Origin of the sequence: Burkholderia sp. Bp8994 (assembly GCF_003853805.1) — a bacterium.
Classification (GTDB): Bacteria; Pseudomonadota; Gammaproteobacteria; order Burkholderiales; family Burkholderiaceae; genus Burkholderia.
The window spans coordinates 166,337-189,810 of sequence record NZ_QTQH01000011.1; the positions used below are offsets into that span (position 1 = coordinate 166,337).

Annotated in this window: 24 protein-coding genes; 12 read left to right on the forward strand and 12 right to left on the reverse strand. The window is 65.7% G+C overall.

All coding sequences use genetic code 11. The annotated features are described in order from the left end of the window. The first annotated feature begins 74 nt into the window (after positions 1-74). From DIE04_RS14470 to DIE04_RS14480, 3 genes are all read left to right on the forward strand, one after another. Positions 75-1,463 (forward strand): FAD-dependent oxidoreductase, encoded by a 1,389-nt coding sequence (locus tag DIE04_RS14470; protein WP_124520572.1) that lies wholly within the window; start codon positions 75-77, stop codon positions 1,461-1,463. A 249-nt stretch (positions 1,464-1,712) separates the two neighbouring features. Beyond that, entirely contained in the window at positions 1,713-1,937 is a 225-nt protein-coding gene (locus tag DIE04_RS14475) for a hypothetical protein (RefSeq protein WP_124520573.1), read from the forward strand. A gap of 7 nt (positions 1,938-1,944) precedes the next feature. Continuing rightward, entirely contained in the window at positions 1,945-2,142 is a 198-nt protein-coding gene (locus DIE04_RS14480) for a hypothetical protein (RefSeq protein ID WP_124520574.1), read from the forward strand. 190 nt (positions 2,143-2,332) lie between these two features. Here DIE04_RS14480 and DIE04_RS14485 read toward each other — a convergent pair whose 3' ends face one another. Together DIE04_RS14485 and DIE04_RS14490 are read right to left on the reverse strand one after the other, a co-directional pair. Further along, the gene (locus DIE04_RS14485; protein WP_044847361.1) at positions 2,333-3,058 is read right to left on the reverse strand and encodes a phosphonate utilization associated transcriptional regulator; all 726 of its coding nucleotides are present in this window, start codon (positions 3,056-3,058) and stop codon (positions 2,333-2,335) included. A 195-nt stretch (positions 3,059-3,253) separates the two neighbouring features. Further along, positions 3,254-5,425, reverse strand: a complete 2,172-nt coding sequence (locus tag DIE04_RS14490) for a phosphocholine-specific phospholipase C (protein ID WP_124520575.1) — start codon at positions 5,423-5,425, stop codon at positions 3,254-3,256. Between the two features lie 229 nt (positions 5,426-5,654). On the opposite strand from DIE04_RS14490, the gene DIE04_RS14495 reads away from it, so the two are divergent. Beyond that, positions 5,655-6,563 (forward strand): LysR family transcriptional regulator, encoded by a 909-nt coding sequence (locus DIE04_RS14495; RefSeq protein ID WP_124520576.1) that lies wholly within the window; start codon positions 5,655-5,657, stop codon positions 6,561-6,563. A 145-nt stretch (positions 6,564-6,708) separates the two neighbouring features. Here the strand turns inward: DIE04_RS14495 and DIE04_RS14500 are convergent, their stop codons facing one another. Next, positions 6,709-8,349 (reverse strand): L-lactate permease, encoded by a 1,641-nt coding sequence (locus DIE04_RS14500; protein WP_124486726.1) that lies wholly within the window; start codon positions 8,347-8,349, stop codon positions 6,709-6,711. 602 nt (positions 8,350-8,951) lie between these two features. On the opposite strand from DIE04_RS14500, the gene DIE04_RS14510 reads away from it, so the two are divergent. Continuing rightward, positions 8,952-9,263 carry a DUF4148 domain-containing protein gene (locus DIE04_RS14510; protein WP_124520577.1) on the forward strand — a complete coding sequence of 104 codons (312 nt, stop codon included), beginning with the start codon at positions 8,952-8,954 and terminating at the stop codon, positions 9,261-9,263. A gap of 83 nt (positions 9,264-9,346) precedes the next feature. Here DIE04_RS14510 and gshA read toward each other — a convergent pair whose 3' ends face one another. The 3 genes from gshA to ada all read right to left on the reverse strand — a co-directional run bounded on the left by gshA (position 9,347) and on the right by ada (position 13,501). Next, positions 9,347-10,960: a glutamate--cysteine ligase gene (gene gshA, locus DIE04_RS14515; protein ID WP_185500353.1), complete on the reverse strand. Its 1,614-nt coding sequence runs from the start codon at positions 10,958-10,960 to the stop codon at positions 9,347-9,349. A 478-nt stretch (positions 10,961-11,438) separates the two neighbouring features. Next, positions 11,439-12,413 (reverse strand): DNA-3-methyladenine glycosylase, encoded by a 975-nt coding sequence (locus tag DIE04_RS14520; RefSeq protein WP_124520579.1) that lies wholly within the window; start codon positions 12,411-12,413, stop codon positions 11,439-11,441. Further along, on the reverse strand, positions 12,410-13,501 hold the full coding sequence (gene ada, locus DIE04_RS14525; protein ID WP_044847321.1) for a bifunctional DNA-binding transcriptional regulator/O6-methylguanine-DNA methyltransferase Ada: 1,092 nt from the start codon (positions 13,499-13,501) through the stop codon (positions 12,410-12,412). Before ada ends, DIE04_RS14520 begins: the two co-directional genes overlap by 4 nt. A gap of 428 nt (positions 13,502-13,929) precedes the next feature. Here ada and DIE04_RS14535 point away from each other — a divergent pair, with 428 nt between their 5' ends. Then, entirely contained in the window at positions 13,930-14,343 is a 414-nt protein-coding gene (locus tag DIE04_RS14535; protein WP_124520580.1) for a VOC family protein, read from the forward strand. Between the two features lie 15 nt (positions 14,344-14,358). Here DIE04_RS14535 and DIE04_RS14540 read toward each other — a convergent pair whose 3' ends face one another. The 3 genes from DIE04_RS14540 to speG all read right to left on the reverse strand — a co-directional run bounded on the left by DIE04_RS14540 (position 14,359) and on the right by speG (position 16,471). Next, entirely contained in the window at positions 14,359-14,913 is a 555-nt protein-coding gene (locus DIE04_RS14540) for a YaeQ family protein (RefSeq protein WP_124486733.1), read from the reverse strand. A gap of 177 nt (positions 14,914-15,090) precedes the next feature. Continuing rightward, positions 15,091-15,438: a surface attachment protein Sap1 gene (gene sap1, locus DIE04_RS14545; protein WP_044848669.1), complete on the reverse strand. Its 348-nt coding sequence runs from the start codon at positions 15,436-15,438 to the stop codon at positions 15,091-15,093. Positions 15,439-15,928: 490 nt separating this feature from the next. Further along, positions 15,929-16,471 (reverse strand): spermidine N1-acetyltransferase, encoded by a 543-nt coding sequence (gene speG / locus DIE04_RS14550; RefSeq protein WP_124520581.1) that lies wholly within the window; start codon positions 16,469-16,471, stop codon positions 15,929-15,931. 152 nt (positions 16,472-16,623) lie between these two features. Here speG and DIE04_RS29755 point away from each other — a divergent pair, with 152 nt between their 5' ends. From DIE04_RS29755 to DIE04_RS14570, 6 genes are all read left to right on the forward strand, one after another. Beyond that, positions 16,624-16,794 (forward strand): hypothetical protein, encoded by a 171-nt coding sequence (locus tag DIE04_RS29755; RefSeq protein WP_044848668.1) that lies wholly within the window; start codon positions 16,624-16,626, stop codon positions 16,792-16,794. Positions 16,795-16,917: 123 nt separating this feature from the next. Beyond that, entirely contained in the window at positions 16,918-17,166 is a 249-nt protein-coding gene (locus tag DIE04_RS14555) for a DUF2795 domain-containing protein (RefSeq protein WP_006756942.1), read from the forward strand. Positions 17,167-17,276: 110 nt separating this feature from the next. After that, positions 17,277-18,635, forward strand: a complete 1,359-nt coding sequence (locus DIE04_RS14560) for a sensor domain-containing diguanylate cyclase (protein ID WP_124520582.1) — start codon at positions 17,277-17,279, stop codon at positions 18,633-18,635. Between the two features lie 149 nt (positions 18,636-18,784). Then, the gene (locus tag DIE04_RS30135) at positions 18,785-18,919 is read left to right on the forward strand and encodes a hypothetical protein (RefSeq protein ID WP_257773917.1); all 135 of its coding nucleotides are present in this window, start codon (positions 18,785-18,787) and stop codon (positions 18,917-18,919) included. Between the two features lie 510 nt (positions 18,920-19,429). Next, complete coding sequence (locus tag DIE04_RS14565; RefSeq protein WP_124520583.1) at positions 19,430-20,611, forward strand: STY4528 family pathogenicity island replication protein; 1,182 nt, start codon at positions 19,430-19,432, stop codon at positions 20,609-20,611. Positions 20,612-21,641: 1,030 nt separating this feature from the next. Then, complete coding sequence (locus DIE04_RS14570) at positions 21,642-22,505, forward strand: phage integrase N-terminal domain-containing protein (RefSeq protein ID WP_124520584.1); 864 nt, start codon at positions 21,642-21,644, stop codon at positions 22,503-22,505. On the opposite strand, the gene DIE04_RS14575 is transcribed toward DIE04_RS14570, so the two are convergent. The 3 genes from DIE04_RS14575 to DIE04_RS14585 are packed head-to-tail and all read right to left on the reverse strand — an operon-like array spanning position 22,506 to position 23,437. Further along, the gene (locus tag DIE04_RS14575) at positions 22,506-23,021 is read right to left on the reverse strand and encodes a hypothetical protein (RefSeq protein WP_124520585.1); all 516 of its coding nucleotides are present in this window, start codon (positions 23,019-23,021) and stop codon (positions 22,506-22,508) included. Further along, entirely contained in the window at positions 23,018-23,080 is a 63-nt protein-coding gene (locus tag DIE04_RS30380) for a hypothetical protein (protein ID WP_409333450.1), read from the reverse strand. Before DIE04_RS30380 ends, DIE04_RS14575 begins: the two co-directional genes overlap by 4 nt. Positions 23,081-23,116: 36 nt before the next feature. Next, a complete protein-coding gene (locus DIE04_RS14585; protein ID WP_185500354.1) occupies positions 23,117-23,437 on the reverse strand; it encodes a hypothetical protein in 321 nt (106 codons plus the stop codon). Between the last annotated feature and the right edge of the window lie 37 nt (positions 23,438-23,474).

The following is a 23,474-nucleotide window of genomic DNA, read 5'->3' on the forward strand; positions in this document are numbered from 1 at the left end:
GTTCGCTTTCGTTTTGCGTTTTACCGCCGTGTGCGGCACGGCAATTCTCTCGACCCTTACCGGCACGACATCCGATGCGACCCTTCTGGATCGAACAAGCACTGTTCAACGACGGCGATCTCGCCCCCGCGCTGCAGGGCACGATAGAGGCCGACGTCTGCATCGTCGGCGGCGGCTTCACGGGGCTCTGGACCGCGATCCAGGCGAAGCAGCAGAACCCGGCGCTCGACATCGCGATACTCGAGGCCGACCTGTGCGGCGCCGGCGCGAGCGGGCGCAACGGCGGGTGCCTGCTCACGTGGTCAGCCAAATTCCTGACGCTGCGGCGCCTGTTCGGCGAAGCGGAGGCGATCCGGCTCGTGAAGGCGTCGGAGGCGGCCGTCCAGCACATCGCCGACTTCTGTCGCACGCATCGCATCGATGCCGAACTGCGGCTCGACGGCACGCTGTACACCGCGACGTCGCGCGCGCAGGTCGGCACGCTCGCGCCGGTGCTCGACGCGCTCGCCGCGTGCGGTATCCACAGCTACGAGCCGCTGCCGGCAGCTGAAGTCGCGCGCCGTTCGGGCTCGGCCCGCAATCTCGACGGCGTGTACTCGCCGATCGCCGCGACCGTGCATCCGGGCAAGCTCGTGCGCGGGCTGCGCCGCGTCGCGCTCGAGATGGGGATCCGGATCTACGAGCGCACGCCGCTCGTCGACTTCACGCCAGGGCAGCCGGCCGTCGTTCGGACGCCGTCCGGCAGCGTGCGCGCCGGCAAGCTGGTGTTCGCGATCAACGCGTGGATGGCGAGCCGTTTCCCGCAGTTCGAGCGCACGATCGCGGTCGTGTCGAGCGACATGGTCATCACCGAGAAATGCCCGGAACTGCTGGAACGGACCGGGCTCGTCGACGGCGTGTCGGTGCTCGATTCGCGGATCTTCGTGTACTACTACCGCACGACCGCCGACGGCCGGCTGATGCTCGGCAAGGGCGGCAACACGTTCTCGTGGCGCAGCCGCATCGCGCCGGTGTTCGACCGGCGCTCGCCGTACGAGGCGCAGCTCTCGCAGAGCCTGCGCGAATTCTTCCCGTCGCTCGCGGGCGTGCCGGTCACCGCGAGCTGGAACGGCCCGTCGGACCGCTCGGTGACGGGCTTCCCGTTCTTCGGCCGCCTCGATGGCGCGCCGAACGTGTTCTACGGCTTCGGCTATTCAGGCAACGGCGTCGGGCCGACCTACATGGGCGGGCAGATCCTGTCGTCGCTGGTGCTCGGCCTCGACAACGCGTGGACGCGCAGCCCGATCGTGCGCGGCCCACTCGGCCATTTCCCGCCGGAGCCGATCCGCTATGTGGGCGCGCACGTGGTGCGCAATGCGATTCGTCGCAAGGAGCGTGCGGAAGACGAAAGCCGGCGGCCGGCGATGGTCGATACGTGGCTCGCGAAGTTCGCGAGCGCGGCGGGGAAGGCGGACAAGGCGTGATGGCGGGCGCCATGCAATAAAGGGGCAAGTAACGCACAGCGCTCGTGAACGTTGCGGCATCGCCAATTTTTATCGAAACGCGTGTATCACCTCACCAGATCGCGAACACGCGAAAACCTTCGATAGAACAAGTCAAATCACCAGCGTGGCGTCTTCTCTCGAACCGGCGGCGCTGCATGCAAATAGCCGCATGAATATAGGACGCGTCCTGCCGCACACGATCCATATCTTCGGGTCCACGATTCCAACATGCCGCTATCGGGTTCGATGGAGTCGTACGAGCAGAAAACGTTCGAAGCGGGGCGTTGCATCGATAGCGTCTTGAATTATCTGCATTGCCAACAAATCGGCATGCAACGCGATACCATCGACTCCCTCATCAACTCGTCCGACGACATCCGAAGAAATGACACGGTTTCTTCTATTGCCCGCACTCATCGTGATGATCAGCGCATGCTCGAAACACATAGATGAAAAATGGATGGCGCTTCAAGACATGCCTGCCTTCGCCGAGCCGAATGACGATCGAACCCAGCCCGTCTTTACGATCAAGAAAGGCGAATCCTGCGTGCCATTGACGGATCGCGCCGCAAAAATTTACGCCTACACACAGGTGAGCTGCGAGACTGGCACCGGCTGGGTTCTGGACGATCTCTTCGATAAACGGAGCGGCAAATGATCAACGCGCCGACGATCACCACCATCGGCTCGGATCTCGTCACCTTCGGCGGGAACTGAACCCGTCAGGCGCGACGAACATCACGCACCGCAAGTAACCGCGCCAGCGATGCAAAAAACAAAAGGCGCTGACCGATCGGTTCAGCGCCCTGTCGCCATCGACGCGCGGTGAAACCCGCGCCGCAACCCGCTCACGCGCCGGCTTTCTCCCGCGCCGCCTTCCCCGCCGCAGGCAACCCCTGCTCGTGCGTGCGGCGCATCCGCGCGAGGCCGTGCGCGACATGCTCGCGCACCAGTGCGACCGCCTTCTCCTCGTCGCCGCTCGCGAGCGCCTGCACGATCTTGTCGTGCTCGGCCGCCGACACCGCGATCGCATCCTCCTCGGCCTCGATCGCGGCCTGGCGCAGCAGCCCGAGCTGGCGCACGAGCCGGCGATAGGTGTCGGTGAGATGCGTATTGCCGACGCCGACCACCATCGCGTCGTGGAACTGCACGTTCAGCTCGGTATAGCGCGTGACGTCGTGCGTCTTCGCGGCATCCTTCATCGACTGGATGATGCCCTTCAGCACCTTCAGCGTGTCGGGCGAAATGCGTTTCGCGAGCGCGCGCGCGACCGACTCGTCGAGCATCGCGCGCACTTCGTAGATCTCTTCGGCCTCGCGCAGCGGCACGACGCGCACCGTCACGCCGCGGTTCTTCTCGTTGCGCAGCAGCCCGGCCTGCTCGAGCGCGCGGAATGCTTCGCGCACGGGGCCGCGCGACACGTTCAGCTTCGTCGCGATATCGACTTCGTTGAGCTTCTCGCCCGGCGCATATTCGCCGGACACGATCGCGCGCTCGAGCATGTCCTGGACAATCATCGCGAGCGACTGGCTTTGCAGGAGTTCGATGGCGTTGAGCGCGTTCGGGGCAGTCATGGTCGGGCAGGCAGCGACGCTGCGGAAGAAAAACGAGGGCGCCATGTCGGCGAATGATCGTTATATACCCTCGGCCCGATATATTGTCAACAGTTTTCAGTTTCCAAAAACCGGTTCCGCGTGCCGGAATGCAACCGGCACGCGGCATCGTGCGGCCGGCGTGAGCACGCCGAACCGCTCGATGCGGGCCCGCCGTCAGGCCGTCTGCTTCACCGGCCCCGGGTCGCTCTGGCTCGGCCGCCCCGTCTCGACGTGGCCCGCGAAGCGGCGCACGACCTTGTCGTCGCCACCGCGCAGCGTGGTCGCGGTGATCGTCAGATCGTACCAGCCGTGGCTCGACGACAGCTCGAAGTGATCCTCGATGCGCTCGCCCGGCTCCAGCGTGTAGCTGCGCGCATGCGCATGGCTGTACGCGTTGTCGACGACCACGCGGCACGCCGCGCCGCCGCTGTTGCGCAGCTGCAGGTACACGTGGCGGTTGCGCACGTCGTAGCCGATCTTCGCTTCCGGGTTCGCGTGGCGGCCGTCCGCGGCCAGCCGCGTGTTGCCCTGGAATTCGCACAGATAGCCGTTCGGGCCATAGGCGGCGAGATGGTAGTCGCCGCGCGCGGCCGACGTGCTCCAGGTATCGGCGAAGCGGTCGTGCGAGGACACCGCGTAACGGCGCGGCGGCGTCGCCGGATTGCGGCGGTCGTACACGTAGAATGCGGCGCCCGCGTCACCCGAATTCGCGAAATCGAGCGACACGCTGTCGTCGCGGCCGTTCACGCGGGCATGCACGAACAGCTCGTACGGCAGCGCCCGCGCCGGACGCGTGCCGGGCTCCTGCGCCGGCATCGACTGCTGCGCGGGCACCTGGTACGCCTGGCCGGCCGTCTGGATGTGCTGCGGCACCGTGAAGCTCACCGTGCGCGTATCGGGTCGCGCGGAGAAATCGAATGCCGACGTGAGGTCGCCGCAGACCGAGCGGCGCCACGCGCTGATGTTCGGCTCCTGCACGCCGAAGCGCGCTTCGAGGAAACGCAGCACCGACGTGTGGTCGAACGTCTCCGAGCAGACCCAGCCGCCCTTCGTCCAGGGCGAGATGATGATCAGCGGCACGCGCGGCCCGAGGCCGATCGGCTGGATGCCGCCCGGGTCCGCACCCGGCACGAGCGGGCTCATCTCGCCCGGGTACTTGTTCAGGTCGAGCAGCTCGTCGCCGAGGTTCGACAGCAGGTTCGACGACACGATGCCCTGGCCGCCCACGCCGCTCCTGACCGGCGGCACCGGCGGCACGACGTGGTCGAACAGCCCGTCGTTTTCGTCGTAATTGAGGATGAACACCGTCTTCGCCCACACCTCCGGGTTCGACGTCAGCGCCTCGAGCACCATGTTGATGTAGAACGCGCCGTCGGTCGGCGACGCCTGCGGGTGTTCGCTGTACTTGTACGGCGACACGATCCACGACACCTGCGGCAGCCGGTTCGCCTGCACGTCGGCCTTCAGCTCGGCGAGCGTGTGGTCCGACGCGCCCTTGTCGACCAGCGGGCCGCTCGCGCCTTCCTTCACCTGGAAGCGCTTGAAGAACATCAGCGAGTTGTCGGTGTAGTTGTCCGTCGGGTCGCCCGGGATGCCCGTGCCGCCCTGGTACAGCTTCCAGCTGATCTTCGCGTTCTCGAGGCGTTCCGCGTAGGTCGTCCACGTGTAGCCGTTCGTGTTGTTGCGCTCGCCGATGCCGGGGCCGTTCGGCTGCGTGCCGTAGACGTTGCGCGAATCGATCGTGCCGGTCCACAGGTAGATGCGGTTCGGCGCCGTGTCGGCGTGCGCGGAGCAGAAGTACGAATCGCAGATCGTGAACGCGTCGGCGAGCGCGTAGTGGTACGTGAGGTCCTGGCGCTTCAGGTAGCCCATCGTCAGCACGTCCTGCTTCTGGTTCACCCACTGGTCCCACTGGCCGTTGTTCCAGGACAGGTGGCCGCTGCTCCAGCCGTGGTTGGTGCCCGGCTGGAATTCGGTCGTCTGCTTCGGGTCGAGGTAGAACGGCAGCACGTACGGCGCGGACGGGTCGAGCCCGCGCGAGTGGTAGTTCTTCGTGAACACCGACGCCGGCGGCTGCTGCCACACCGGCGCGCCGCTCGGCAGCAGGTGCGGGCGCGGGTCGTTGAAGCCGCGCACGCCGCGCAGCCCGCCGAAGTAATGGTCGAACGAGCGGTTTTCCTGCATGAAGATCACGACGTGTTCGACGTCGCGGATCGTGCCGGTGCGATAGGCGGCCGGCATCGCGAGCGCCTTGCGGATCGCCGGCGGGAAGCCGGCGTAGGCGGCCATCGCGCCGGCCGACTGGGCGGCGAGGCGCAGGAAATCGCGTCGATTGGTGGCGGACATGAGGAGGATCCTGTGGGTCGGTAAGGGTGGCGCCGGTCGAGCGGGGCCGGCGGTCGGTGCGTTGCCGCTATTACTCCGCACCGGCATGTCCCGGCCGTGACCGGTTCCAGCAGGTTTCTTGCGGTCACCCCCAGCTTTTTTTCGAAGCGGCGCACGACGCACCTTTCACGTGGCCGACACACGCATGCGCTACGCTGACGCGCGATGAAGAGGGGGGAGAAGCCGAGTCGTGTTCGATCAGCTGAAGGCGTTCCACGCGACCGTCCGGCAGGGCAGCATCACGCGCGCCGCGCGCCACCTGGGCGTGAGCCAGCCGACGATCGCCGCGCAGATCCGGCAGGTCGAGCAGTTGTACGGCGTCGAGCTGTTCTATCGCAGCGGCCGCAAGCTCGAGGTCACCGAGACCGGCATCGAGCTGCTGCCGCTCGTCGAGAAGATGATCGCGCTCGAGGCGCAGGCCGACATCATGCTGCGCAACGTCGGCGGCCTGTTCGAAGGCCATCTGCGGATCGGCGCGACCGGGCCGTACTACATCATGGACGCGGTCGGCCGCTTCTCGCACGCGCATCCGTCGATCGCGCTCACGTGCCGGATCGGCAATTCCGAGGAAATCCTGCAGGCGCTGCACGAATTCCGCATCGACCTCGCGGTGTCGTCGCAGCGCAATGACGCGGACGGCCTCGAACGCAAGGTGATCTCGACCGATCCGCTCGTGCTCGTCGTGCATCGCGACCATCCGCTCGCACGCTTCGACGCGATCGACGCCGCGCAGCTCGCCGACGTGCGGCTCCTGATTCGCGAGGAAGGGTCGGTCACGCGTCGCTGCACGGAGACGATCCTCGCGGCGGCCGGGGTCGCGGCCACGTCGGTCGCCGAGATCGGCAGCCGCGAAGCGATCCGCGAGGCGATCCTGCATGGCGTGGGCGGAAGCCTGTTTCCGCGCGGCGAGGCCGAGCGTCACCCGGACCTGCGCGTCGTCGCGCTGCGCGGCGTCGACACGACGATCGACGAATACGTGTACTACCTGAAGGCGCGCCGCCAAAGCCCGGCGATCGATGCGTTCCTCGCGTGCATCGTACCGGCGCAGTCCGCGACCCGCGACGCAACGCACGCGACGCGGCCGGTGAACGCGCGCTGAGCCGCCGCGCGTTCGTCGGCTTCGCGTTTTTCCCTTCGCGCTTCCCGGCGCTTTTCCGGGCGCGTTTCCCGCGTTGTTCCCGCGTTGTTCCCGCGCCTTCCGTCGTTGTGTTCCTCGTGCCTTCCTTGCCGCTTCCCGCCGCGCGTCACTTCGGCAGCGCGGGGATCATCCACGTCAGCACGTGCTGCTGCAGGAACACGAGCACGCCGAGCAACAGTGTGAGGATCACGCTGTGCCAGAACGTGCGCGCGAACACGATGCCTTCCTGCCCCTTCAGGTCGGTCGTCGAGACGCCCGTCGCGATGTTCTGCGGCGAGATCATCTTGCCCATCACGCCACCCGACGAGTTGGTCGCGGCCATCAGTACCGGATCGAGGCCGAGCTGCCGCGCGGCGACCACCTGCAGGTTGCCGAACAGCGCGTTGCCGGACGTGTCGCTGCCGGACAGGAACACCGCGATCCAGCCGAGCGACGCCGACACGAGCGGGAACAGCGCACCGGTCGACGCGACACCGGTGCCGAGCGTGTAGCTGATTCCCGAGTAGTTCAGCAGGTACGCAAGCCCGACGATCATCATCACCGTGATGATCGCGATCCACGTCTGCCGCCACGTCTTGACCACGCATTCGAGGAACGCGCCGGCGCCGGTGCGCGTCAGCACGGCCGTGATGATCGCCGACAGGAGGATCGCGGTGCCGGTGCCGAGCGGCTGGAAGTCCCAGATCGCCGCATACGGCTTGTGGTACAGCGACACGAAGACCGCGTTGTGCAGGCCCGGCCACTTGATCTTCACGTCGCCGATCGCCGCGATGTTCGCGTGCACCCAGACGATCACGACCACCGACACGACGATCCACGGCAGCCAGCCGCCGAAGCCCGCGCGCGCGGCGCCGGCCGTCGCGGGCACGCTGCGCGCGAGCGCGTATTGCGGATCGGGCTGCGGCTTCCACACCTGCAGGAAGCCGATCGTGACGATCAGCGACGTGAGCGACGACAGCACGTCGGTGAGCTGGTAGCCGAGGAAATTCGACGTGACGAACTGCGCGATCGCGAAGCTCGCACCCGACACGAGCAGCGCGGGCCACAGTTTCGAGATCGAGCGCAGGCCGCCGTACGCGCCGACCACGTAGAACGGCAGCAGCAGCGCGAAGAACGGCAGTTGCCGGCCGACCATCGCGCCGAGCGTCGCGGGCGGCAGCGACGTGACCGCGCCGAGCACGGTGATCGGCACGCCGAGCGCGCCGAACGCGACTGGCGCCGTGTTGAACAGCAGCGTGTAGGTGAGCGCTTCGAGCGCGGGGAAGCCGAGCGCGATCAAGAGTGCGCTGGTGATCGCGACCGGCGTGCCAAACCCGGAGATCCCTTCGAGCAGGCAGCCGAAAGAGAACGCGACGACGAGCAGCACGAGGCGGCGGTCGTCGGGCAGGTGGTCGAGCATCCACTGCCGGAACTGGTCGAAGCGGCCCGACTTCACCGCGATGTTGTACAGCAGCAAGGCGTTGAACACGATCCACATCACCGGCACGACCGCGAGCGCCATGCCGGCGCCGACCGCGTTGAACGCGAGGCCGGCCGGCATGCCCCACGCGCCGATCGCGACCGCGAGGCCGGTGACGAGGCCGGCGAGCGACGCCTGCCATGCCGGCCGGCGCAGCACGCCGAGCGCGATCAGCGCGACCGCGATCGGGATCACGGCAACGAGGAACGACAGGAACAGCGAGTTGGCGACGGGCGTCAACGGCTGCGCGAACAGGATGCCGGGCGGCAGGGTTGCGGTGGGATTCATCGTGTCTCCGTGTCGACAGGAGTTAGCGCTTTAGCGCTTACTCCTGTCCCATGCTTCGCGGTCGACAGGAGTTAGCGCTTTAGCGCTTACTCCTGTCCCATGCTTCGCGGTCAACAGGAGTTGGCGCTTTAGCGCTTGCTCCTGTCCCATGCTTCGCGGTCGACAGGAGTTAGCGCTTTAGCGCTTGCTCCTGTCCCATGCTTCGCGGTCAACAGGAGTTGGCGCTTTAGCGCTTGCTCCTGTCCCGTATCAAACGTGCGTTCCACGACGGCGAAGATCACCCGACGCTTGCGCATGCAACCATGCCGCAGCGCCGACCGATCGGTCGCTTAAAAAAGGTTAGGAGGCGCATCGCGCTTGCACAAGGAGGGCAAGCCCGATGCGCGCGGCGTCGACACACGGAATCCGCCGCACGCTGAACGGCGGCTGGCGCCGCACTGACACGCACGCCAGCATGCCGCCGGCGCAATGTTGCTCAGGCGACAAAGGTGACTGACGGCACGCGGGGTGTTTCGTTTGGCGTCCGAAGCCTAGACTGGCTGCATCGATTCCGCCCGCGCCGACGAAGGGCGCGGCGCCGGATACCTCACGGAGCAAACACGATGAAGACCATAAAACTTGCGGCGTGCGCATTCCTGCTGATCGGCTCGGCTGTCGCCGCCCAGGCCCAGGCAGCGTCGACGCTGACGCGCGCGCAAGTTCGCCAGGAACTCGCGGAACTGCAGGCCGCCGGCTACCGGCCGAGTCTCGCCAGCAGCCCGGACTTTCCGCAAAACATGCAGGCGGTCATGCAGCGCGCCGCGCAGGCGCGCGGCGACGCGGCCGGCTACGGCAGCAACGGCCATGCGAATGTGGAATCAGGAAAACCGGCACTGCCGCACGTGGTCGATCGCGACACGTACGCGCATCACTGAAGTGGACGAAACCGGGCCGGGCGCGTGACTGCGCAACCGGCCTGCCCGCCGCGCAATGCGCAGCGGGCAGCGGGCAGCGGCCATCAAACGCTGAAGCGGTTCAGCGTATACGCACGATAGGCCGCGACGAACGCGTCGAACGATCCGGCCTCCTTCGTTTCCAGCTCGGCCTGCTCGGCCAGCGACTTCGCGGCGAGCGCCTGCTCGGCGCGCATCGTCTCCGCCGACGGCGGGTTCGCGCGCAAATGCGCGGCATGCGCTTCGCTGTGTGCGCACGCGAACGCGAGGAACGACTGCCCGTTCTCGCGCATCGTGCGCAGCACGCGCGCCGACGGCGTGCGCTCCGGATCGGCGAGCTTCTCGCGCTGCGCGGCAATCGCACGCACATGCTCGTCGCCACCGCGGATCTCGTCGAGACGGCGCCCGACGGTTTCGATATCGGTCATCAGGTCGTCCGCCCACGCCTGCAGCGTGACCGGCTGGCCGTCGCGCGTCAGCGTCAGCCCGGGCTTGCGCCCGTCCATCGTCACGCTGCCGAAGTTCGCGTTCGCTTCCTTGTACGCGTCGCAGTCGAGCGCGGGGCTCTCGTCGAGCGCGCACGCGAGCAGGAATGCGTCGATGAAGCGCGCGGTCTCCAGCGCGATGCCGGTCGGCTCGAACGGATCGATGTCGAGGCAGCGTACTTCGATGTACTGCACGCCGCGCGACGCGAGCGCATGCAGCGGGCGCTCGCCCGAATACGTGACGCGCTTCGGCCGGATCGTCGAGTAGAACTCGTTCTCGATCTGCAGCACGTTCGTGTTGATCTGGATCCACTCGCCGTCGCGATGCGTGCCGATCGCCTCGTATGGCGGATACGGCTCGCTCACGGCCTTCGACAGCGCGTCGAGATAGCCGGGCAGCGTGTTGTAGTCGACTTGCAGCGCGGCCTGCGCGGTCGTGTTCGAGTAACCGAGGTCGCTCATCCGCAGGCTCGTCGCATATGGCCGGTACAGCGTATCGGCGTCGAACGTGTCGAGCTTGTGCGGCTTGCCGCGCAGGAACTTCGTGTCAAGCGCGGGCGACGCGCCGAACAGGTACATCAAGAGCCAGCTGCGGCGGCGGAAGTTGCGGATCTGCGCGAGATAACGCTCGGACTGGTAGTCGACCAGCGTGGCCGTCGAGCCCTCTTCCGCATGCAGGCGCCGCCACACTTCCTCGTGCAGCGAGTAGTTGTAGTGGATGCCGGCGATGCACTGCATCGTGCGGCCGTAGCGATACGCGAGGCCGCGCCGGTACACCGTCTTCAGGCGGCCGATGTTCGACGTGCCGTAGTCGGCGATCGGGATTTCGTCGTCGGCCGGCAGTTGGCCCGGCATCGAGTTATTCCACAGCATCTCGTCGCCGAGCGACGCATACACGTAGCGGTGCAGATCGTCGAGGCGTTCGAGCGTGATCGACGCGTCGGCTTCCGCCGGCGTGATCAGTTCGATCAGCGCTTCGGAATAGTCGGTCGTCAATGACGGGTGCGTGAGTGCCGAACCGAGCGCGCGCGGATGCGGCGTGAACGCGATCATCCCGTCGCGCGTCACGCGCAGGCTTTCCTTTTCGATGCCGCGCAGGCCGTCGGGCAGATGCTGCCGCGTCGGGCCCGAGCTCAGCGCTTCGAGACGATTCAGCAGCAGTTCGGACTGGCGGTGAGTCATGGTGTTCGACATGGAGACGCAAGTGCGTGACGGCCGCGCGCAGGATGCCGCGCGGCCGGCTGGATTATTGGTCGCTTCGTTGGTAGCGGGCACTTTAACATCTCGCCGTCACGCGCGCTTGAGGTGACTCCGGGTGGTGCGCGCCCGCCGCGGCGGGCCGCCGGGCGGGCCGATGACGACGATCGCCGCGCGCGCGGCGGACCGTCCGTCGGCACCGCCGGACGCGACGATCACGCGAAATTCGTCGGAAGTAACATGAGCCGTGCACGCCACGGCGCCGCCAGGTGCAACCCGCGCAGCCGAACCCGCGATGCGTCGCCGTCACGCTCGAGCCGTCCGCACGCCGGGGGATGACGGCCGCCGGAACGGGGTGATCGCCGTCAAGCGTCGCAACCGTGAGCACCACCGACCGATCGCTGCCGGCCCGGCGCCGTTTGCGGGTCGCAGCGCGGCCCTGCCCCGCGCACCCGCCGGCCGGCCGCGGCGACCGTCATCCGCCGCGCGCGCCGCCGGCCCGGTCGGCCACGTCGTTCCACAGATGCAGCGCCGCATACGCGCGCCACGGCCGCCAGCCTTCGGTGCGGCGCTTCTGGCTCGTGAGCCGGTCGAGCGACGGATCGCGCGCGGTGATCGACTGCATCAGCACGAGATCGGACGCCGGCCATGCGTCCGGGTCGCGCCACGCACGCATCGCGATGTATTCGACGGTCCACGGGCCGATGCCGGGCAGGTCGAGCCAGGCGCTCCGCAGCGTCGCGAGATCGGCCTGGGCGGGATCGAGCGGCGCGTGGCCGGCCGCCACCGCGCGCGCCACGCCCGTCAGCGCCGCGGCCCGCTTGCCGGGCATTCCGATCTTCTCCAGATCGCAGGCTGCGAGCGCGTCCGGCGTCGGGAAACGCCAGGCGGGCACGCCGTCCGACGCCGCCATGCCGTCGTCGTGCGCGACGCGCTCGCCGGCCCGCTGGACGAGCCGGCCGACGATCGTCGTCGCCGCCTTCACGCTCACCTGCTGGCCGACGATCGCGCGCACCGCGAGCTCGAATCCCGACCATGCGCCCGGCACGCGCAGCCCCGGGGCTGCATCGACGAGTGGCGCGAACCACGGATCGCGTGCAAGCCCGCTCCCGATCGCGGCCGGATCGGCGCCGAGGTCGAACATCGACGCGACGCGGCGCGCGAATGCATCGTCGACATGCCGCGCGGCCGCCCCGTCGACCGTCGCGATCAGGCAATGCCTGCGCGGATGCTTCGTGACGGTGAGCCGGCCCGCGTCGCCGTGCAGGTCGACGATGCGGCGATACACGCCGTCGACGACCTGTTCGACGCCCGGAATCGCCCGTCCGCTGAAGAAGCGCAGCACGCGCGCCCAGTCGTACGGCGCCTTGAAGCGCAGTTCCATCTGCGCGGACGGCGGCACCTGGCCGCCATCCGCGATCGACGTAATCGTGTTTTTTTCGATGCTCAAACTGCGTTGCCCTCCGCAACGGCTTCGGTTTCATCGTCGTGCGCATGGCGCGCCTCGGACGCGAGCAGCGTCGCCTTGCGGCGCACGCCCCAGCGATATCCGGCGAGCGCGCCGCCCTTCTGCACGACACGGTGGCACGGGATCGCGAGCGCGACCGGGTTCGACGCGCAGGCCGATGCGACGGCCCGCACCGCACGCGGCGCGCCCAGTGCCTCGGCGATCTCCGAGTAGCTGCGCGTTTCGCCGTACGGGATGTGCGTCAACGCTTCCCAGACGCGCTGCTGGAACGCGGTCGGCGCGATGTCGAGCGGCAGGTCGAACGCGTGCCGCGTGCCGTCGAGGTAGGCGCGGATCTGCGCGACGAACGGCGCGAGCCGCGAAGGCGATTCGACCAGCTCGGCACGCGCGAACGCATCCGTCAGTTCGCCGACGAGCGATGCAGGCTCGTCGCCGAACGCGATCCGGCAGATGCCCTGTTCGGTCGCGGCGACGAGCACCGTGCCGAGCGGCGTCGACGCGGTCGCGTAGTCGATCCGCAGGCCGGCGCCCTGGCGACGGAACGCGGACGGCGCCATCCCCAGTTCGCGCGGCACCGATGCGTAGAGCCGCGACGGCGAGTTGAAACCCGCGTCGACGGCCGCCTGCGTGACCGGCTGCCCGCTTTGCAGCGCCTCGCGCAAGGCGGCGCCGCGCTGCGCGGCCTGGTACTGCCGCGGCGACACGCCGACCACGCGCTTGAACAGCCGCTGCAGGTGGAACGGGCTTACGTGCACGGCGTCGCTCAGTTGCTGCAGCGTGAGCCGCTCCGCATGCGCGTCGAGCACCGCGCAGGCACGATTGACGATCTCGAGCTCGCGCGGCAGCCCTTCCGGCTGGCAGCGCTTGCACGGACGAAAACCGGCCGCGCGCGCGTCGGCCGGACTGGCAAAGAAGGACACATGCTCGCGCCGCGGCAGCCGCGACGCGCAGCTCGGGCGGCAGAACACACCGGTCGTGCGCACGGCGTAGAAGAACGCGCCGTCCGCATGCGGGTCGCGGGCGGTCACGGCGCCCCAGCGGGCATCGTCGGTCGGATAGGCGGTTTTCATCTGAACCTCGCACTCTCTAGTGTAGATGGTGCCTACTCTAGACATCGGCATGGGCCGTCGCGCCCTGAATCTTGCTCTGTGATTCGCACCGGCGAAACCGGGGGCACATCGCAATCGATCAATCGGACGAAACACCGCGCAAAGCGCTGCTCCGGCACCGCTTTCGTCATCGGCGCGTCACCCTTTTGCTGCAGTGCGGCTGCGACCAATCGCCGTCCTGACCATTTTTTACACTCGGAATATTGCAACGCACCATCGCCGTGTGTATAGTTGGAACTGTCTCCTCCATGTCTCCTCCTGATATGGATTAAGCCCGTTCCGCTCTGCGTGAACGGGCTTTTTTTCGTCCGTCGATCGTGCAGCATTGCGGCATCCTTAGCCGGCGCGGTCTACACTCGGTGCACGCCATCCGAAGGAGTGCCCCGCTCATGAAACCGACCATCCGCGCGATCGATCACGTCGTGCTGCGCGTGACCGACATGGCTGCGATGACGCGCTTTTACTGCGATGCCGTCGGCTGCCACGTGGAGAAGGAACAGCCCGACCTGGGCCTCGTGCAGTTGCGCGCCGGCGACGCGCTGATCGACCTGCTGGCGGTCGGCGGCCCGATCGATCGTCCCGACAGCGGCCCGCCCGGCACCGGCCGCAACCTCGACCATCTGTGCCTGCGCGTCGAGCCGTTCGACGCCGACGCGCTGATCGAGCATTTCGCCGCGCATGGCGCGCGCCCCGGCGCCCCCGCCGATCGCTACGGCGCCGGCGGCTACGGGCCGTCGATCTATCTGTTCGATCCCGAAGGGAACATGCTGGAATTCAAGGGGCCGCCCGCCGCGTTCGGCTGAGCGGCGCGCCGGCGGTCAAGCGTCGGCGAACGGCTTCAGCACCGTCCATTCGACCGCCACCGGATCGTGGTCGGCGCTCGAGATCCAGGCGGCGCCGTCCTGCACCGTGCACTGCAGGCGCATCGTGCGCTCGGCGAGACGCCCGAGCGCGGCCGCGACGCCATCGGCCAGCGACAGCACCTGCACGTTGCGCAGCCGCTCCACCTTGCTGCGCACGCCCTGCCACCAGATATCCGAGGTCTTGCCGCCGTACGCGATCACCGTGACCTGCCCGGCGCGGCCGGCCGCCTTCGAGATGCGCCGTTCGTCGGGCTGGCCGGCCTCGATCCATACGTCGATCGCCCCCGTCAGGTCCTTCTGCCACAGATCGGGCTCGTCGACGTCCGACAGCCCCTTGCAGAATTCGAGACGCTCGTGCGCGAACAGCGCGAACGCGACGATGCGCACCATCATCCGGTCGTCGGTTTCGGACGGGTGACGGGCGACCGTCAGCGCGTGATCGGCGTAGTAGTGCCGATCCATGTCGGCGATTTGCAGCTCGGCTTTGTAGATCGTGGATTTCAGCGCCATGCGGATACGGCCCGGGCGGGCATTCGGTTCGGTCGGGCCGTGATGATACCGAATGCGCGCCGCCCGGCGCGTGACGGGCGCGCCACAGCACGACGGCCCGGCATCGGCCGGGCCGCGTTCGGGTCGCGCCGCCGGCGGTTGCGGCAGGCGCGCGGGGGCGAGAGGTGCGCGTGCGGGTTACTGCTTGACGAAGCGCGAATCGGTCCAGAGGCCCTGCTGGTCGCTGTTGTCGGCGCTGACGAACTGGACGTCGCCCTGATCGACCGACACCACGCGGAAGCGCTGGCCTTCCGGCACCGACAGGCAACGGTAGTCGTCGAAGTACTGCTGCTTCGCCTGCGACTTGCCGTCACGTTCGTGACTCAGTACGGAGTCCAGATTGTCTTTCGACAGACAGCCCCACGCATTCTTCGTCAGCTGGATTTCCTGCTTCGGCTGGACAGCCGCATCGCCGCCCGCCTGGGCGATCGACACCACGGAAAATGCGCCGACGAGGGCAAAAAGGACACCGGTACGCTTCATCATGTTCTGTCTCCAGGCTTGCGGGCACCAGGCTCGGTTAGCTATGTGTTTAAAGGTGATCGTGAACCCGCGTTTTTCACTTTAGAAGACCGGCAAGCGATATCAAGCACATTTGTTGTGCGATCGCAATAGCGGCGAATTGTCGCACCCTGCGCGCGCCCGGTTTTTCACTTGCTGCGGCGTCTGCCGTCCGGCGGATTCGCCCGCGCCGCCGGAAGCAAAGCCTCATCCGGCAAGCCTTTCGGAGAAACTACAGTCCATCGGCTGAACGGTTTGGATAATTCATTTCAATAGCGGGACCGTTTTGATGCGTTGCACATAAAGTCATCCGAAATGATCTGAATTTACCGCAGTGCGGCACCGGATTTACCTGATACAAGAAAAATGCCAGGTATAAGCGCACTCGTATTTACCCGTATTTTTCCGGGCAGGCTTGGCGCCCGCTGCAGCGGAGCCGCAGCGGGCGTTCGCCAGTATTTTTACCCCACCTTATTTAGATCGCTTGCGGACGCTCGAAATAATCGCGCTGGAAAATGCACATGCGATAAGCGTTGTGATACGCGCCGTTTCCGAAAAATTCTTCCTTCAATTCCGCCTCGTGCTGGAATCCGCATTTCTCGTACACGTGGATGGCCGCCGCATTCGACGTGTCGACGATCAGGTACAGCTTGCGCATGTTCAGCACCTTGAACGCATATTCGATCGCGAGGCGCGTCGCCTGCCCCGCATAGCCGCGCCCCTGGCATTGGGGCGCGATGATGATCTGGAATTCGCCGCGACGGTGAATGTAGTCGAGCTCAATCAGCTCGACGAGGCCGACCAGCTCGTCCTGCGGATCGACCGCGACGAAGCGGCGCTCGCGCTGGTCGTGCACGTGACGGTCATACAGTTGCGACAGCTCGGAGAAGGTTTCGTACGGCTCCTCGAACCAGTAGCGCATGATCTTCGCGTCGTTGTTCAGCTCGTGAACGAAGCGCAGGTCCTGGCGCTCCAGCGGCCGTAGTGCAAGCGTGTGCTTGTCGTTCTGGAGTTGCATGTTCGTGTCCTTTTTGATGCCCGCGCGCGCATGAAACACCCGTGCGGCGGCGCCGCGAACGGGGCGCGTTCCGCGCTGTAAGAAGTTGACCGCGGGCGAAGGTCAGAGCCTAGAATGGACACAAGGGTTCCTGCCACCGCAAGGAGGCTATCGTGATCGAGCAAGTCATACTCGGCATCTTCCTCGTGCTGCCACTCATGATCGTGGCTGCGCTGTTCTCCGACGAACTGTGGCAGGAACATCGGCGCCAGCATCCGCGCGACGAAAATGCACCGCATATCGACTGGAAACATCCGTGGCGCCGGGTGCGGCGCGGACACTGAGCCGATCGCCATCCCCGCAGCGCACCCGCGCGGGCGGGGCGCTGCACACGGTGCAAACGGTGCAACCGCTTTCCGCCACGAACCGCGTCGAACCGAATCCCGTCCAACCAGCGAGCCGCCGCCGTGAACGACAAACCCGCTCTCCCTCCGCACGATATCCCCGGCGAAGCGATCGACCTGCAGATTGCCGACGTGCTGGCGGCCGTCCGTTACCCGGCCAACAAGGATGCGATCGTCGACGCCGCACGCGACGCCGGCGCCAGTAACGAAGTGCTGTCGATGCTCGACGGCCTGCCCGAACAGGACTACGCGGACGTCGATGCCGTCACGCGCTGGGTCGCAGGCAACTTCGGCCCCGGCCTCGGTATTTGAGCGCACGCCAATAACGCGATAGGATCGGGCCGCACCGGTTGCGCTGCGGCCGGATGCATGCTGCCCGGCGCCAAGACCGGGCGTGACCGCACGAGTGCCCGGGGGAATCCATGGAAGGCATCCTGATCCAGCATACGACGCGTCGTCAGCTTTGGTTCGGCGCGCTCACGGCACTCGTCATCATGCTCGCGCTGGCGATCGCCGTGCCGCACGCAAACGTCACGCTGCCGGCCGTCGAGCCGTTCATGCCGATGTGCGCGCTGACCGTGTTCACCACCGCGAGCATCGCCGCCTTCTTCCTCGGCGCGCAGTTCACCGTCACGCGCCAGCCCGTGCTCGGTGCGCTCGGCGGCGCCTATGCGTTCACCGCACTCGCCGTCGCGCTGCAGCTGCTCACCTTCCCCGGCGTGTTCGCGCCGCAAGGCCTGCTCGGCGCGCGTCCGCAAAGCGCCGCGTGGATGTGGGTCTTCTGGCACGCCGGCTTTCCGTGCTTCGTGATGGCCGCGCTGCTCGCGCGCGAGCGGCTCACGCATGCGCCGGTCGGCGCGGCGCAGACGCGCCTGTGGACCTTCGCGCTGGTCGGCGGCCCGGCCGTCGCGGCCGCGCTGCTGTGCGTGCTCGCGCTGAACGTCGCCCTGCCGCCCGCGTTCCATCCGCCGGGCGATGCAGCCGCGCTGCCCGTCGACGGGATCGCGCTGGTCGTGTGGCTGCTCAATGCGCTCGCGCTCGTCGCCGTGCTGGCTTCCGGCCGACTGCGCACGACGCTCGACCTGTGGCTCGCGATCGCGGTGCTCGCCTGCCTCACCGATACGACGCTGAACCTGCTGACCACGAGCCGCTTCACGGTCGGCTGGTATCTCGCACGCGTGTTCAGCATGTTCACGCCGGGCGTGCTGGTGTGCGTGCTCGCCTGGGAAGTGACGAAGCTGTATCAGCAGCTGTTCGAGGCGCACGCGACGCTGGTTCGTTCGTCCGCGCGCGACGGGCTGACCGGCGCGTTCAATCGCAGCCACTTCAACGATCACTTCCACACGTTGTTCCTGCAGGCGCGGCGGCAAGGCGAGCCGCTGTCGCTGCTGATGGTCGACGTCGATCACTTCAAGGCGTACAACGACGCGTTCGGTCACGTGAAGGGCGATGCGTGCCTGATCGCGGTCGCGAATGCGCTGGCCGGCGCGGTGCGGCGGCCGGCCGATATCGTCGCGCGCTACGGCGGCGAGGAGTTTGCCATCGTGCTGCCGAACACCGGTGCGCGCGGGGCACGGGTCGTTGCCGAGGAAGCGCGCGAAGCGGTGCTGCGGATCGATCTCGCGATGCCCGGGTCGCCGGCCGGGCGCGTGAGCGTCAGCGTCGGCTGCGCGACCGTGTCGGCCGACGACCTGTCGACGCCCGATGCGTTGATCGAAGCCGCCGATGCCGCGCTGTATCGTGCGAAGGATGCGGGGAGAAACCGCGTCGTGGCGGCGTGAAAACGTCTGCGGATTGGGGATTTGTTACGGTCATTGTGACCGGAATAATCCGCCGTTACGGATTGCCGCACAGGGAAACGATCGCTTACAGCCGGTGTTGAAGGCGCTCGCTATGCTGGGTTCATGTCGAATCCGAGCAGGTGAGCGTGATGAAGAAAACCCTTTTGCTGATTGCCGGTGTCGCCGTGCTGTTGAGCGGCTGCATCGTGGTGCCGGATGGTGGCGGGTATGGGTATTACGGTGATGGCGGGTATTACCACCATCATCATCGGCATTGGGATTGATGCATTGCACCCCGGCTGTCGCGACGACGCAGTCCGGATCAGTCCATTGATCCGGATCGCTGGGGACGGGAATTCGAAGCGCCGGTGTTCCGTTGAAATGCCCGCCTACTTGCCAATACAGAAGCAAGAGAAAGCTGTCTACCCATTTGAATCTAAAGCGTTTTTTGGATTTCACTTTAGGTGCTTGGACATAAACTTGGACATACGTTCATGTTCTAGCGCTTCTTGGCCGATTGTGGATAACAGTGGAGACACTAGATGCCACGCGGAAGCGGGTTCTGTGGATATCTTCCGCTGCCAATCGTCGGTCAACGCCGGCCAAGAGACAGGCCCTGTCTCTCATGGAAGCCAGACGTGCTTGATTCTAGCCTCGAAGCCCACTTTTTTCACGCCCTTGTTCGCCCGTAAATAGGAACTGGCGCATGCCGGATTGTTCGACGACACGAAGGCAGGCTTCGGCTGACATATGGCCCATCTGGCTACCTCGCCAGGACCGTATGGAGACCGAACATGTTCGACCAAACCAACCCCTCGTCCAATGATTCGCGCGCCTCGACCAACCCCCGCTCGCCCGGCAATGTCAGCGTCCCTCTGGGCTTGCTGCTCGATGAGCGGCTGACGCCGCTGGAGCGCAATGCCTGGATGGTCTTCCGCGCCCGCGTGGGTGAAGACGGCACCAGCGCGCTGCCCAACTACGAACAGATGCGCCCGTTCCTGGCCTGCAAGGCAGGCAATCAGAGGGCAGCGTACGAGACAGCCTCGCGCACTGTCTGCGTGCTGCGCATGACGCGTTGGGTGCATCTGGCGGGGCATCGCCGTGACCCACTCACCGGCCAGGTGCAGAACACGCTCTACGCCGTGCATGACACTCCGCAATCCTGCCCGGAGGTGTGTGCCTCGGACCCCGAGTACATCGAGTTGCTGGAACGCTCGGTCGCGCATCCCAACCACGTCGTGCGCTCGGTGGCGATCGGCGTCTTGAATGAACTGGCAGCGGACCGGGACTTGCCCGCGACTCTTCGCCAGCAGATTGCCTTGGCCCGCGCACGGGCCGGGCTGGCGGACGATGACAACCCCAGCAACCCGCCTCCGTCTCCGCCGCCAAAGGGGAAAGCACCTTTGCCAGTCGCCCACGACAACGCGGGTTCGACCACATCGAAAGCTGATTCGCCAGTACGTACGTATAAGTATTCTTTAAAAGAAGTACGTACGTTCCGCGCGAGCGCGCAAGAAAGCGACCCACCAAAATCGGCGTTCGCTCTGCGGTTGCCACCATGCCTGGACAAGATGGCACCGGACCAGCACCGCGATGTGGAGATGGCCTTGCGGCGTCTGCCAGGTGAGCACCAGCAAGATGTGCTGGACGAGTTGGAGGCGCGCGTTCGGCAGGGGGCTGTGCGCAATGCCGTGGCCTATCTGTTCGGCCTGGTGCGGCGTGTGTTGGCAGGGGAATTCCGCTTGTGGGCGGCGAGGAAACCCGCCAGCACGGACCCCGCTAATGCGCCTGTCCACAAGGTAACCCCGGCTGCGCCGCCTGCACCGCCGACACCTGCGCATAAGCCTGCGGCGCCCGAGGTGGCGCAGGCACAGCTTGCCCGGGCTCGCAGGCTCTTGGGGCTCCCGGAACGGGCCGGTGACCTTGTGGCCGAGCGGTTCCTGCAGGGTGTCCACATGCGGCCAAACTCCGCGTAAGCCGCTGGCCCAGTTTCGCGGCCTGCGGCCTTGACCAAGAGGTGCCGCCTCTTGGAACTCCGTTCTTGCCGAAGGGCAAGGGTGCAGGGGGTAAAGCCTCCCTGCACCCCGCCGTGAGGCTTGGGTCGCTGCGTGGGCATCAATGGTGCGCTGCGCCGGGTGCTCGCCCGTTCGGTGCTCGCCTGCGGCTGCGTTCCGCTGCGGCCTGTGCGCCCGCCATTGCCCCCCACTGCGCGACGTCCAGCACCTCCCAGGCAAGCCGCTGCACAAATCACGCTGCCCGTGCTGGGTGTGCAATGGGGAACCCATTGCGCGCCCAGGGCGGGTAGCCGACAAGCCCCGTAGGGGCGGCGTCAGCAGGCACGCACACGACTGGCCCAGCAGCCCCTATGCGCGGTGCTGCCGCAGCGCCTTTGGTTTCTTGCACGGCACCCTAGCAACGCGATGGGGCCGTCACTGCACACCGCAGTGACGGCCCCACGGAACCCGCGCGAAATATGGGTTTGCGCGCGTTCCTATTGTTTGCGGCATGCGTGACGAGGCCCTCCTACACTGGCCCTGCAGTACGCCAAGACCGATGGGCTTTGTTCATCGGCAACCCCAAAGACGCAGGTTCCTGCAAGCGTCTCCCTGACCAGGGCGGAACCATCCCCAGGCATGCCCAGGCTCCCCCGCATGCCGCTCCTACCCACGGGGCAGAGCCATTTTTCTCCGGCTGTTCTCGTCAATCCTGCGCCCACGGCGCGCTATTCCTGCGGCCACGTTTTGAGCGCAACGCTCGCGACCGGCTCTACCCATCCCACTCACTCAAAGGAGGTTTTCATCCCCGCCACTGGCTTGTTTGGTCTTTCGCTGACCCTCTGCCCCATCTCCCTCCAGGGAGTACGGCAGACGCCTCATTTCGAGGCAAAACCGGTGTTCTGAGCACCATGCCCTCGTCCTTCGGGAGCCTCGCCTAGCGAGCCGGCAATTTCACTTACCGATTCGATCTCAGAAAGCAAGACAAGACGCAACACCCAGGAGGTGCGCCATGGATGATTTGACCTACGGGCTGCGGCAGCTTTGCCGGCGCAACAAGGATGGCAGCCACACCACCCAGGCCGACCGGCTGCGCGGGCTGACGCTGGTAGCTCGCCAGTTGGGCGAGGCGGGTTTTCGGCGGATGTCGCCGAACTCGCTCAAGGGCAAGCATGTGCAGGCGCTGGTCGAGCGCTGGCAGGCCGAAGGCTTGTCGGCCGGCACCGTGAAAAACCGCATGTCGCATCTGCGCTGGTGGGCCGAGAAGGTAGGCAAGGCCGGCATCCTTCCCGCCGACAACGCCCGCCTCGGCATCCCTGAGCGGCAGCATGTGACCAATGCCGATAAGTCAAAGGCGTTGGGGGATGCACTCGACAGCGTGCGCGATGCGCATGTGCGGATGAGCCTGCAATTGCAGCAGGCTTTCGGGCTGCGGCGCGAAGAGTCCATCAAGTTCCAGCCCGGCTATGCCGACCGGGGCGACCACATCGCGCTCAAGGGCAGTTGGACCAAGGGCGGGCGCGAACGGACCGTGCCGATCACGACGGCCGAGCAGCGGCGCGTACTCGACCTGACGCACCAACTGGCCGGCGCAGGCTCGCTGATCCCGGCGCATAAAAGCTATATCGGGCAGCGCCACACCTACGACGGGCAGTGCAAAGCGGCGGGCCTGAGCAACATGCACGGTCTGCGGCATCGTTACGCGCAGAATCGTTACGAAGCGTTGACGAGCTGGAAAGCGCCGGCCGCTGGCGGTCCTTCGGCGCGGTCGCTGACGCCGGCGCAGCGCGCCTTGGATGCGCAGGCGCGGCAGGCGATCAGCCGCGAGCTGGGGCACGGGAGGACGCAGATTACGGCGGTGTACTTAGGGCGATGATCATTTCTCTTTCAAATCGATCTCGCGTTCGAACTTGCGCAGTTCATTACGATCTTCCCCATCTTTGGGCAGAGAAAGGGATAGAACATCTGCGCCGAATTGAGCAATGAATCGGGAGTTTTTCTCACCCGAGGCCCACATTCGGCGGAAAGCGTCCAGTGCAACTTGGACAGAGTACTTTCGAGCGATCATATCCCCAACAGAGAAGCGCAACTTCTCATCATCATAACCTTTTGAGTTATTAACCAAGGCTTCCAACAGGATGCCTTTTTGATCAATGGAGAGCTTCTCAAAGTCGTTGTAAATTCCAGAAATGAACCCCTCTATACCTTTTCTGGAGAAAATCAGAGGATCCGAAAATACCTCCAGATACAGTGAAAATATATTCCCGGGCAGGGGGGAAACCGTTAAAGACAGGTACTCTAGTGCGAACGCAATCTCTGCGACCTCTTTTCGCCTAGATTTTGCTCGCAAAGCGTTTATACGAAACCGTAGTTCGTCAATAGTCGTCGTCATGGTGTCATCGCGTTAGCGGGAATAGTCCGCCATAGATGTGGCACCAAGCATGGAATCATCTGAATAGCCCGATATGCGAAGATATAGAAACGCAATCAGTGAGTCACTCTGGAGGCTAGCTCGCTGTCAAGTGCGCTAGATATATCCGTTTCTGCCTTTACTGCGGCCAATGATTTTTCAGTAACAACAAAATCTGAATCAGGAAGTATTTTTACTTCAGGCATTCCTTTCGCATTTGCCAGCATTACCGCATATCCCTTGGTTTTGCCTTTTATCGGAAACCCAATTACCGTCAAATCCGTCTCAAGGGCTTTACGCAAAACAAAATAAGGATTTTCGTTTTCCTTATTTCTATATTGATATTCAATCGACTGGAGCACAGAGTATTCACGCTTGTTGATGGCTTCATTTTTCATGGCCCCTCCATCGCATCCGCAAAGAATAGCCGCTATA